The sequence below is a fragment of the Candidatus Polarisedimenticolia bacterium genome (genome assembly GCA_035764505.1).
Taxonomy (GTDB): Bacteria; Acidobacteriota; Polarisedimenticolia; order Gp22-AA2; family AA152; genus AA152.
Window position 1 is genome coordinate 1 of the sequence record DASTZC010000138.1, and the last position, 10,817, is coordinate 10,817.

General features: G+C 64.2%; 10 protein-coding genes. 8 read left to right on the forward strand and 2 right to left on the reverse strand.

Translation table 11 applies throughout. The features are described from left to right. The 5 genes from VFW45_09685 to VFW45_09705 form a co-directional block, all read left to right on the forward strand. Positions 1–936 (forward strand): MbnH family di-heme enzyme (locus tag VFW45_09685; protein HEU5181054.1); only part of this gene is annotated, 936 nt, incomplete at its 5' end. Positions 937–1,116: 180 nt separating this feature from the next. After that, positions 1,117–3,003, forward strand: a complete 1,887-nt coding sequence (locus VFW45_09690; GenBank protein ID HEU5181055.1) for an HAD-IIIC family phosphatase — start codon at positions 1,117–1,119, stop codon at positions 3,001–3,003. Beyond that, positions 2,996–3,262 carry an acyl carrier protein gene (locus VFW45_09695; protein HEU5181056.1) on the forward strand — a complete coding sequence of 89 codons (267 nt, stop codon included), beginning with the start codon at positions 2,996–2,998 and terminating at the stop codon, positions 3,260–3,262. The genes VFW45_09690 and VFW45_09695 overlap by 8 nt, the downstream gene beginning before the upstream one ends. Before the next feature lie 2 nt (positions 3,263–3,264). Further along, positions 3,265–4,386 (forward strand): hypothetical protein, encoded by a 1,122-nt coding sequence (locus tag VFW45_09700; GenBank protein HEU5181057.1) that lies wholly within the window; start codon positions 3,265–3,267, stop codon positions 4,384–4,386. A gap of 91 nt (positions 4,387–4,477) precedes the next feature. Next, entirely contained in the window at positions 4,478–5,134 is a 657-nt protein-coding gene (locus tag VFW45_09705; GenBank protein HEU5181058.1) for a class I SAM-dependent methyltransferase, read from the forward strand. Between the two features lie 913 nt (positions 5,135–6,047). On the opposite strand, the gene VFW45_09710 is transcribed toward VFW45_09705, so the two are convergent. Next, on the reverse strand, positions 6,048–6,272 hold the full coding sequence (locus VFW45_09710) for a hypothetical protein (GenBank protein ID HEU5181059.1): 225 nt from the start codon (positions 6,270–6,272) through the stop codon (positions 6,048–6,050). A 172-nt stretch (positions 6,273–6,444) separates the two neighbouring features. Between VFW45_09710 and VFW45_09715 the strand changes: the two genes are divergently transcribed. The 3 genes from VFW45_09715 to VFW45_09725 all read left to right on the forward strand — a co-directional run bounded on the left by VFW45_09715 (position 6,445) and on the right by VFW45_09725 (position 9,347). Further along, a complete protein-coding gene (locus VFW45_09715) occupies positions 6,445–7,254 on the forward strand; it encodes a class I SAM-dependent methyltransferase (protein HEU5181060.1) in 810 nt (269 codons plus the stop codon). After that, positions 7,254–8,750 (forward strand): DEAD/DEAH box helicase, encoded by a 1,497-nt coding sequence (locus tag VFW45_09720; GenBank protein HEU5181061.1) that lies wholly within the window; start codon positions 7,254–7,256, stop codon positions 8,748–8,750. The genes VFW45_09715 and VFW45_09720 overlap by 1 nt, the downstream gene beginning before the upstream one ends. 87 nt (positions 8,751–8,837) lie before the next feature. Beyond that, entirely contained in the window at positions 8,838–9,347 is a 510-nt protein-coding gene (locus tag VFW45_09725) for a hypothetical protein (protein ID HEU5181062.1), read from the forward strand. Positions 9,348–9,526: 179 nt separating this feature from the next. On the opposite strand, the gene VFW45_09730 is transcribed toward VFW45_09725, so the two are convergent. Next, positions 9,527–10,817, reverse strand: a 1,291-nt coding sequence (locus VFW45_09730; GenBank protein HEU5181063.1) for a hypothetical protein, incomplete at its 5' end; no start/stop codon positions are given.

Consider the following 10,817-nt stretch of genomic DNA (forward strand, 5'->3'; position numbering starts at 1 on the left):
GGCAACGGCACCTACGCATGCGCCAGCTGCCATCGGCAGGCACTCGCCTTCACGGACGGCCGCGCGCGGGCGGTCGGGTCGACGGGCGAGCTCCATCCGCGCGGCGCCATGAGCCTCGCCAACGCCGCTTACGACGCCACCCTGACCTGGGCCGATCCCGACATGACACGCCTGGAAGAGCAGATGCTGACTCCGATGTATGGCCGGCATCCGGTGGAGCTGGGTCTTGCGGGAGAAGAGGAAGCCCTGAAGCGGATCGAAGCGAAACCCGACTATGCGCGGAGCTTCGCGGCGGCTTTTCCCGGGGAACCCGGTCCGGTGAACATGTTGAACGTGCGCCGGGCCATCGCCTCGTTCGAGAGGACCCTCGTCTCGGGGGACGCACCCTACGACCGGCTCGTCTATCGTGGAGAGCCTGCCCTCTCCGAATCGGCCCTGCGCGGGATGAGGCTGTTCTTCTCCGATAAGCTGAAATGCTCCCGCTGCCACGGAGGCTTCACCTTCTCGGGTCCGGTCGCCTTTGTCGGGCTGGAGCCGCTGGCTCCCACGTTCCACAACACCGGTCTCTACAACCTTGGCGGCGTGGGCCTCTACCCCGAGGACAACACCGGAATCTTCCAGCACACGAAAAAGGACGAGGACATGGGAAGGTTCCGCGCCCCGACGCTGCGCAACGTGGAGGTGACGGCCCCTTACATGCACGACGGCAGCATCGCCACGCTGGAGGAAGTGCTGGCGCATTACGCGGCCGGGGGAAGGACGATCGTCGGCGGACCGAACGCCGGCGTGGGCCGGGACAACCCTCACAAGAGCGACCTCATCGGGGGATTCGAGCTGGATGAGGAGCAGCGAGCCGATCTGATCGAATTCCTGAAGAGCCTGACCGATCGGTCCTTCCTGACCGAATCCCGCTTTGCCGATCCCGGCCCTCTCTAGGACAGCCTCACCGAATTGCGAACGGCCGCACCTCCGGGGGCTCGCGTCCTCGTGCTTTCCGAAGGGCCGCTTCCTGTGGGCCGGTTCCCTTTCCCCGAGGAAAATGGCAGAATTGGAAACGCTGATTCCAGGAAAGTCCGCCGACAGGCGCCCGTTGGAGGAGGGCCAAAGGGCACCGCCGTGAATGAAGCCGAACAAATAGCCGACCTGCGCCGGCGGGTGGATGAGTCGCTCGAAAGCCACCCGCACGAGGCCGCCGCATACCTGGACAGGCTTTGGCAGTCCCATCCGGGTCCTCAGACAGCCCATTACATCCTTTCCTGCTTCCGCTCGCTCCAGCTTCCCCTGGAGCCGGTGAGGCTTGCCGTCCTCCGCTCCTTCACGGTCGAGCCGGTTCTACCGCTGCTGCGCGCCGGAGCCTGCGTGTCCGGCATCGATCTACAGATTCACGTCGGGGCATTCAACGCCTACGCACAGGAGATCCTCGACCCCGAAAGCTCCTTGTACGCATTTCGGCCGGACCTTGTCATTCTTGCCGCCCACACCCGGGATCTTGCCCCGGACCTGTGGTCCGGCTACCCGGCGTCGACGGCCGGGCGCTTCCACGCCGAGGCGGCCCGCCTCGAAGAGCATTTCGACAATCTCATCCGCGCCTTCCGCAAGACGAGCAAAGCGCATCTGGTCATTCACAACCTGGAAATTCCTACGTTCCTGGACGCCGGCCTGGTCGATGCCCAGAGCGAGGATGGCCAGGGCTCGATACTCCGGCGCGCCAACCAGTCTCTTCAGGCGCTGTCACGGATCCATGAAGGGGTGTACGTCCTCGATTATGAAGGGCTCGTTTCGCGGCATGGGAAAGATGCCTGGAAAGACGAGCAGAAGTGGGCCGCGGTCAGGCTGCCGATCTCCGCGGGCCAGCTGGTTCACCTGGCCGAGGCATGGCGAAGCTTCCTCCTCCCCCTGGCGGGGAAAACCGCCAAGTGTGCGGTGGTGGATCTCGACAACACCATGTGGGGAGGGGTCATCGGCGAGGACGGGATGACAGGGATCCAGCTCGGCTCCGAAGGAGCGGGAGCGCCCTACCTGGCCTTCCAGAAGGCGTTGCTGAGCCTGTACCGCCGCGGAATCCTCCTGGCGGTCTGCAGCAAGAACAACGAGGCCGATGCGCTGGAAGCCCTGACGAAGCACGAGGGCATGGCCATTCGTCCCGATCAATTCGCGGCCATGCGCCTCAACTGGCGGCCCAAGTCGGAAAACCTGAAAGAGATCGCCGATGAGCTGGGTATCGGCCTCGACTCCCTTTGCTTGATCGATGACAACCCGGTGGAGCGGCAGCAGGTCCGCTCGGCGCTGCCGGAGCTCAAGGTACTCGAGCTTCCCGAGCAGCCCTGGTCGCGAGTCGCGGCATTGATGGACTACCCGGCCTTCCAGCGGGTCCGCCTGACCGCGGAGGACGCCGAGCGAGGCAAGCTCTACGCCGCCCGGCGCGAATCGCGGCAGCTGGAGAGTGGTGTCGCGACCCGGGAGGACTTCTATCGCTCCCTCGAGCAGGTGGCCACCATCCGTCGGCTGGATGCCGACACCCTGGCACGCGTCGGCCAGCTGATCAACAAAACCAATCAGTTCAACCTGACGACCCGCAGGTATTCCGAGCAGGAAATCGCCGACCTGGCGCTCCGTCCCGGGTACCGGATTCTGTCGATCCAGGTGGCCGATCGGTTCGCCGACAACGGGATCGTCGGGGTCGGTATCCTCCATTGTGTGGGCCCGGTGTGCGAGATCGACACGTTTCTCCTGAGCTGTCGCGTGATCAATCGCACGGTGGAAACAGCCTTCCTGTCCCACCTGATGAATCTGGCGCGCACCGAGGGGGCGCGGCATATGCAGGGCTGGTTCATTCCCACCAAGAAGAATCCGCCGGCAGCCCGCTTTTACGCCGAGCACGGCTTCGAGGAAGTCGAGAAAGAGGGGGACAGGACGTTGTGGCGGTTCGATTTGGAAAGGAGTGACGTGAAGCTGCCGGAATGGTTTCAGCTCAAGATCGTCGGCGAGCCGGCCAATGTCTAGCCGCCTGGATGAAATCCTGACTCTGGCGGCCGACCTGTTCCAGGTCCCGCGCAGCCGGGTCGCGGCCGCCTCCTCACCCGATACGGTGGATGGCTGGGACTCGGTGCAGCATCTCAATCTGGTCATGGCCATCGAGGCCCGGTTCTCGGTGGTGTTCGAGCCGGATGAGATTGCCGCGATGTCGGACCTCGGGGCGGTGGCCCGAATCCTGCAACGGAAGCTGGAAGGTCAGGGCTCGAAATCGGTGAGTTCCCCTTGAGCGTGAGCATTCGAGCTTTTTCGGAAGATCGGGTGCCCGCGGTGCAGGCATTCAACCGGCGCCTCGCCGCCGGAGGAAGCGATTTCGAGTTTCCCGAGCATCCGCTGACGCCCTGGCTTCCCAAGCTCCCGGGCCGGGACATCTTCCAGGACATGTTCCTGGCGGTCGAAGAGGAGAGCGTTCGGGGCGGTTTCATCCTGAAGCGCCAGGAATTCTCCATCTACGGTGAAAAGCACCGCATCGCCCATCTCAGGCTGCCCATCTCCGAAGGGATCGTGGACAAGGCCTATGCTTCCGTGGGTCTCACCCTGCTCCGGAGCGCCCTCAAGGAAGAGCCGCGGCTGTTCTGCCTGGGAATGGGAGGAATGGACAAGCCTCTCGCCAGGATGCTCAAGAGTCTTGGCTGGACGCTTTTCGAGATTCCGTTCATCTACGACGTGCAGCATGCCTACCGGTTCCTGCGCAACATCCATGTATTCCGCCACGGAGTCGTTCGCCGCACGGTCCGCGATGTGGCCGCGGCTTCAGGAGCCGGCTGGCTCGGTATTCGAACCTTGAAGGCGGCCAGCTGGATGAAAGGTGCAAGATCCACGACGCCCACGGACGCCAGCGTCGAAATCATGTGTGAGGAGTTCGGGGATTGGGCCGACACCCTCTGGGAGCGCTGCGCTCCCCTGTATTCCTTCGCCGCGGTGCGGGACCGGAAAGTTCTGAACCTGCTCTACCCGGCGGACGATACCCGCTTCCTGAGGCTGGCCTGGAACCGAGGCGGGGAAAAAATCGGCTGGTCCGTACTTCTGGATACTCCCTTCGAGACCCATAAGCAGTTTGGCGCAATGCGTGTCGGAAGCCTGGTGGACGGCCTGGCGCTTCCCGACGACATCGCGTCGATCGTGAGCGGCTCCGCACATTTCCTGCGCGAGCGCTGGGTGGACATCCTCGTTTCAAATCAATCCCATCAGGGCTGGCACGATGCCTTGAAGCGGGCCGGCTTTCTGTCCGGTCCCTCGAATTTCGTACTCGCACTTTCCCCGGCCCTGGTCGCGCTGCTGGCCCCGCTTCATCGGAGCCGCCCGACCTTTCACATCAATCGCGGCGATGGTGATGGACCGATCAATCTCTGAAAAGGCGCGTCTTGCCGGGACGGGAGAGCGATCCTGGAAGCAGCCCCGCAAAGGCAGAAGCCTTCGGGCGCGTCTGCGCCAGGGCATTCAAATGGCGTTCACCCGACTGGGGGAGCACGTCACGCCCGTTCAGCTGCGAACGCTGAATGCCTGCATCAACTACCTGGAAACCGGTCGATGGCTCAAGGCGAAGGGTTTTTCCGCGCGACCCCGGTACTCGGGTCGGGAGCTGCTCTATGCGGCGCTCGCCGAGCGGATCGGAGGAGAAAGAATCCTGTATCTGGAATTCGGCGTCTGGCAGGGAGCGTCGCTACGGGTCTGGAGCAGGCTGCTGCAAAACCCGCTTGCTTCGCTGCACGGCTTCGACAGCTTCCAGGGGCTGCCGGAGGATTGGGACACGACGCGGCCGAAAGGGACTTTCTCGGTCCAGCTGCCGCCCCGGTTCGACGACCAGCGCATCGCTCTGCACGTCGGCCTGTTCGAGGATACGTTGCCGGACTTCATCCTTCCGGAGCACGAGCGTCTGGTGCTCCACCTGGATGCTGACCTCTATTCCTCGACCATCTATGTCCTGCGCCATCTGGGGGATGCCATCCGTCCAGGAACCATCCTGATATTCGACGAGTTCTGCGACCGGTTGCATGAATTGCGGGCTTTCAATGAGTTCCTCGATGCGGCCCGAATGCGATTCGCCTTTCTCGGTGGCACCAGGAATCTCGAGCAGGTGGCCTTCGAGCGGCTGGCCTGATCCAAAAACGTCCGTTCAGTGCCTCGCACACGATCTTAGTATTCCCACCGTAGGGCGTTTCCTTCAGCGATTCCATGCCGCCGCCAGCCAATCACCCCCTTCGCGCATAGGGCAATCCCCGCGCGGCTTCTGGGCAATTGTCCCGAGTTGCCCACCCCATATCCAGGGGTATCATCTTCTCGTAATCATCGCCTCGGGCTTGCGAGGCAAAGGTTCTTTGAGAGTATGGAGCGTCTGAGGTGCAGATTGTCGTATCACGTCATGACGAGTGACGCGGTAGGCAGGCACTCAGGCGCTTCTAAAAATAGAAGCGTCCGGCTCCCGGTTTCATGGTTCCGGGTTGTGATTTGTGCCGGGCGCTTCTAAAGGATGGAGCGTCTGGATACCGGTTCATGGCTCGGGTTATGAATAATGGTCCGGTCCAAGAGAGGTGCCAGACGCTTCAGTAAATGGAGCGCCTGGTGGCAGGCTGCGAATCCGGGTTATGAACAATGGTCCGGGCTCGGGGCAGGTGCCGGGCGCTTCAGTAAGATGGAGCGTCCGGTCCGGTTGCGAACCGGGTTATTAATAATGGTCCGGGCGTGGCAGGTATCGGGTGCTTCAGGAAATCGGGGACGTCGTCACGGATTGAGTTCCGTTGTCGGAAGACTTCGAAACGTCAAGCAGCGATCAGTGCTTCGGCATGGAAAGCCGCAGGACAGAGTCGGAGACTACCAGGCAGACGGAAGGCAAAGGGTGGTGGCGTTCCCGATTTTTTTCGCACTTTTTCTGAAGAAGGGCGGTTTGACCGGTCCCACGCTGACTTCTATTCGCGGTTATGAATTCGACTAGCCAGAGTAAGACCTACGCATATAGATACGGCATGGACTTTAAGGCCCCGGGGCCTTCATGCCGTTTTCAGCAGGAAAGATTCTTACCGTCGTGACGAGCGCCGCAGAAGGCATCCAAGGACAAAGCCGGTTGCGGCAGCACCCACGATGACTTTCCCCGTGTTGTGCTGCATCCAGTCTCGTGCGTCGTCGTACAGCTCGTTCAGACTCTTCTTCTTGAGCCGGTCGCATGCGTTGTGGTAGGAATCGGCGAATTCGTGGAGTCTTCGATCGACCGTCACGCCGAGGTTGGAGAATACCTGAGTCATGACTGACCCTCCCTGACGAATTGGGACCGGGTTCCTGCATACTAACAACCCCGGGAGCCTCCGCCCACCTCGCGCGACCAGTTTTCCGATCGCAAGCTGGATTATCATACGGCTTCCCGGTGACCCACCCCCCTGATGGGACACCCGCCGAATAAGAGGAGCCAGCGGGAACATGAACAGCACGGATCCATTCGTCAAGTTCAAGGAAGCGCAGCGTGAGGGTTGGGCATTTTTCGCGCCTCTGCAGGAGGCGACCACGCGGCCCGCGGCAGCGCTGGTGAAATTCGCCGGCGTGCGGTCCGGCGATGCGGTTCTCGATCTCGCATGCGGCACGGGACCGGTGGCGGTCACCGCCGCCCGCGCCGGCGCGCAGGTGCGCGCTCTCGATCTGACACCCGCATTGCTCGAGCATGCGCGGCACAACGCCTCGCTCGCGGGGGTGAGCATCGAGTTCACCGAAGGCGATGCCGAGGCCCTGCCTTACCCCGACGCTTCGTTCGATGTCGTCCTCAGCCAGTTCGGCCACATGTTCGCGCCGCGGCCCGAGGTGGCGGTGGCCGGCATGCTGCGCGTCCTCAAGCCGGGTGGGCGGATCGCCTTTTCCACCTGGCCTCCCGACCTGTTCACCGGGCGCATCTTCGAGCTGGTCGGCAAGTACCTGCCGCCGCCCGCCGGCGCGGCGCCGCCCCAGCAGTGGGGCGATCCCAACGTCGTGCGCGCCCGCCTGGGCGACGCGGTGAGCGATTTGCAATTCACGGTGGGCGTGCTCTACAAGCCGGGGCTGAGCGTTCACCACCTGCGCCAGTTCATGGAAGAAACCGCCGGGCCGCTGGTCAAACTGGTCAAGTCGCTGCAGGGCGAGCCCGAGAAGCTGGCTGCCTACCGCCGCGAAATGGAGGCGCTCATCGCTGACTTCTATACCGACAACGCCCTGACCCAGCACTTCCTCATGAGCCGCGCGACCAAGAGCTCCAAGTCCTGATGCCCTTTTCGCGCCTGAATCTGAATCCCGAGCTCCTGAAGAGTGTCCATGAGCTCGGTTTCAAGAATCCGACGACGATCCAGGAGCAGGCCATCCCGCCGGCCCTCTCAGGCCGCGACCTGCTGGCCTGTGCTTCGACGGGCAGCGGCAAGACCGCCGCTTTCCTTCTCCCGATCCTCCAGCGGCTCGCGCCCCGGCCTCGCGGGGTGACGCGCGCGCTCATCCTGACTCCGACGCGCGAGCTTGCCGCCCAGGTGCACGAGGACCTGGAGGAGCTGGCGACGCACACGCCGGTCACCGGCGCCGCCGTCTTCGGCGGCGTCGGCATGGGGCCGCAGGAGCACGCCCTGCGCAGCGGCGTGGACGTGATCGTCGCGACGCCGGGCCGGCTGCTCGATCACCTGCGCCATCCCTATGCCCGGCTGGCGGGCCTCGAAGTGCTGGTCCTCGACGAGGCCGATCGCATGCTCGACATGGGGTTCCTGCCGGATGTACGCAGGATCCTTCAACGCTTGCCGCGGAAGCGGCAGACGTTGTTCTTCAGCGCCACGATGCCCCGCGAGATCGTCTCGCTCTCCCGGGAGATGCTGCACAATCCCGCGACCATCAACCTGGAGCGCAAGGCGGCCCCCGCCGCCGGCATCCGCCAGGCCGTCTATCCCGTGCGGCGCGATCTGAAGCCGGCGCTGCTGGCCGAGCTGCTCGAGCGCAACGTCGTCAGCGACGCGATCGTGTTCACGCGCACCAAGCACCGCGCCAACCAGCTGGCGCAGTACCTCGAGCGCCGCGGCATCGAGACCGGGCGCATCCACGGCAACCGCAGCCAGAGCCAGCGCACCGCGGCCCTGGCAGGATTCAAGGCGGGCAAGCACCGGGTGCTCGTGGCGACCGACATCGTCGCGCGCGGCATCGACGTGGAGCAGCTCGGGCACGTGATCAACTTCGACGTCCCGGAGACACCCGACGCCTACATCCACCGGGTCGGACGCACGGCGCGTGCCGAGGCGACCGGCGATGCTTTCACCTTCATCGCGCCGGAGGAGGAGGTGGACCTGCGCGCCATCGAGCGCGCTCTCGGCGCGCCTCTCCTGCGCGTCACGCTGCCGGAATTCGATTATGAGAAGAAGAGCGAGGGGCGCCTCGAAGCCTCGCGGCGCCCGACCCAGGGGGCGCAGCGCGCTTCCCGGGGCGGCGGGCGCTCTGGAGGGGGCCATCGCCGCGATGGGAGCCATTCTCATCGCGCGGGAGGCGGCTCCGGCTCGGGGCGCCATCATGGCGGAGGGCAGGGCTCAAGCTCGGGTCGTCATCATGAGGGAGGTCAGGCGTCGAGCTCGGCACGTCGTCACGGAGGAGGCCAGGCCTCGAGCGGAGGACACCGGAGCAGGAGCCGATCGGGCCGCGACTCCCGGATGCAGGCCATTCTCGACCGGCATGCCCCGATGGGAGAAGGAGACGCGCAAAGGCCGGCTTCGCGTCGCCGGCGTCGTCGACGCTAGATCAGAGTCCGCGGTTCACCTTGGCGCAGCTTCGGCAGCATGTTCCACCGCTTCGAAACCCCGACCGGATGACATGGAGGAACACTAATGTCTCGAGAGCGTTTGGCAGCGGCCATTGCCCTGGTCTCGATTCTGTTGGTGGCATGCTCGGTCCAGAAGGAAGCGCCGGCGCAGAAGCCCGAGACGGCACAGAGCAATCCGGGCCCCGGCGCTTCCCAAAGCGGGCAGTACCAGCCCTCGGATGAGCTGCAGGTCAACCAGATCAAAGAATTCAAGTTTCCCGGCGGGGTCTTCAGGGACGGCAAGGTCAGGCTCGATCCGGGCACCAAGGTGGAGCCCGGCGCCCAGAAGAATACCGTCATGCTGAAGCCGGCGAGCGGCAGCGGCACCACGTTCAACTGCTTCTGTGTCATTGAGGGCGGGGAATGCTGGGCCCTCAGCACGCCCAATCCCGACGGCTCGATCGATCTGGGCTGTGTTTCGGCGAATTGTGTCGCCCCCCGTCCGCCGTTTTGCTTCCAGGAAATCGATTGCCCCGATCAGGGCTTCAAGATCCGCATGGCGGTCGCCGGCATGAAATCCGCCGAGCCTCAGTAGGGCGAATCACCAGGTATCATAGGCGCCGCCGAGAGAGGGTTTCCTCCGCGAGTCGGAGTAATCCCTCGAGAGTCCATGCGGGCCCAGGCCGACCGGGCCTGAGCGTCGAGTTGGGGAGCTGGGAGTACACGCCAGCTCCCCATCAGACGAGCGTCACCCTTGTCGCGGCCGAAGTGACGCTAGTTCTTCGTCTTCACCGAGACGGGGCCGGCCCAGGAGGACGCGCCCTGAGCGTGCGTCGTTCGCACCTGGTAGCAGTAGGTCTTGGTGGCGAGCGGCGCGTTGCTGCCGGTGCCGACATCGTTGTAGGTAACCGTCGAGCCGGTCCCTGATGCGGCCTGCGCCGTCCCGATCGTCGCGTAGGTCCCGCAAGTCGAGCCGCTCTTCAGCGCTCGCTGGACCTCGAAGCCGCTCTCGTTGGCCGCGTTGTCCGTCCACGTGAGCCGGTTCACTCGTCCCGCCAGGGGTGTCCCGACGAGATTGGTCGGAGCCTGGATGGCGATCGTCAGCTCGTAGACGTTGACTCCAAAGGCCGGCCAGGTGTCGGTGAGGCTCGTGGAGGTCCTCGTTACGGACCTTTGGCCAACTACCTCTTTGGCGCTCTGAATCAACCAGCCCGAGAAAGTTACGGTTCTGCTGACCGGCGCGGCGGTCTTGTTCACCACCGTCACGTAGGCCTTTCCCTGCCATTGCCGCACGCCGGCGTCGAGCTCGGCGGGCAGGCTCGGAAGGTCCACTGCGATCAGCGGCGCATCGGTGGACGCATAGATCGGCCCCAGCCGGATCAGCTCGTTGGCCACGTCGGCGGTCTTCATCCACTCCCAGGTGACCCCGGGGACGATGTGGGCCTCCCCGAAGCCGTAGAAGAGCAGATTCGTCGTCCCGCCGTTGAGCGCCAGATACGAGAGGCTGCGCGTCTCTTCGCGCGAAGGGAAGCGCGTGGGGTTGGGCACGTCGCCTGGCCACCGAAGGTTCATGTCCGCCTCCCACGCCTGGATGGTGTAGTCGAACGCTTTCCCGGTCGCGCGGGCATTTGCCAGGTTTGTCAGGATGTCGGAGGGCGGCGCGTTCGGGATGGGATAGGGATCGAGGATGCCGTAGTCCATCGCATTTAGAAAGGTATACCCCGGCGCGAATCCCGGCGCCGCGAAGGTCACGGGATGCAGCGCATCGACCGCCTTGATCGCCTGATAGGCCGTCTCGAGCTGCTGTTGCGTTACCGAGTAGAACTCCGGCTCGTCGAACAGGTACCAGCCGGCCAATGCGGGGTGGCTCTTGAGGGCGTTGACCCGCGCCTGGATGGTGGCGGTGTCGCCGCTGAGGATCGCCGGCTGGACGATGTTGACGAAGGCGCTCCGGCCGTGCGCCTGCATGGCGTCCAGGTACTGGAGGATCTGCGCGTCGGTCTCCCAGGTCATGTCCGCGGCGTAGAAGCGCGGGAAGCGCGTCAGGAAGGGCTCATCCAGCGAG

Coding starts and splice junctions, on each gene's coding strand:
- VFW45_09695 (HEU5181056.1), top strand. CDS start 2,996: ATGTCTAGCCGCCTGGATGAAATCCTGACTCTGGCGGCCGACCTGTTC.
- VFW45_09705 (HEU5181058.1), top strand. CDS start 4,478: ATGGCGTTCACCCGACTGGGGGAGCACGTCACGCCCGTTCAGCTGCGA.
- VFW45_09710 (HEU5181059.1), bottom strand. CDS start 6,272: ATGACTCAGGTATTCTCCAACCTCGGCGTGACGGTCGATCGAAGACTC.
- VFW45_09715 (HEU5181060.1), top strand. CDS start 6,445: ATGAACAGCACGGATCCATTCGTCAAGTTCAAGGAAGCGCAGCGTGAG.
- VFW45_09720 (HEU5181061.1), top strand. CDS start 7,254: ATGCCCTTTTCGCGCCTGAATCTGAATCCCGAGCTCCTGAAGAGTGTC.
- VFW45_09725 (HEU5181062.1), top strand. CDS start 8,838: ATGTCTCGAGAGCGTTTGGCAGCGGCCATTGCCCTGGTCTCGATTCTG.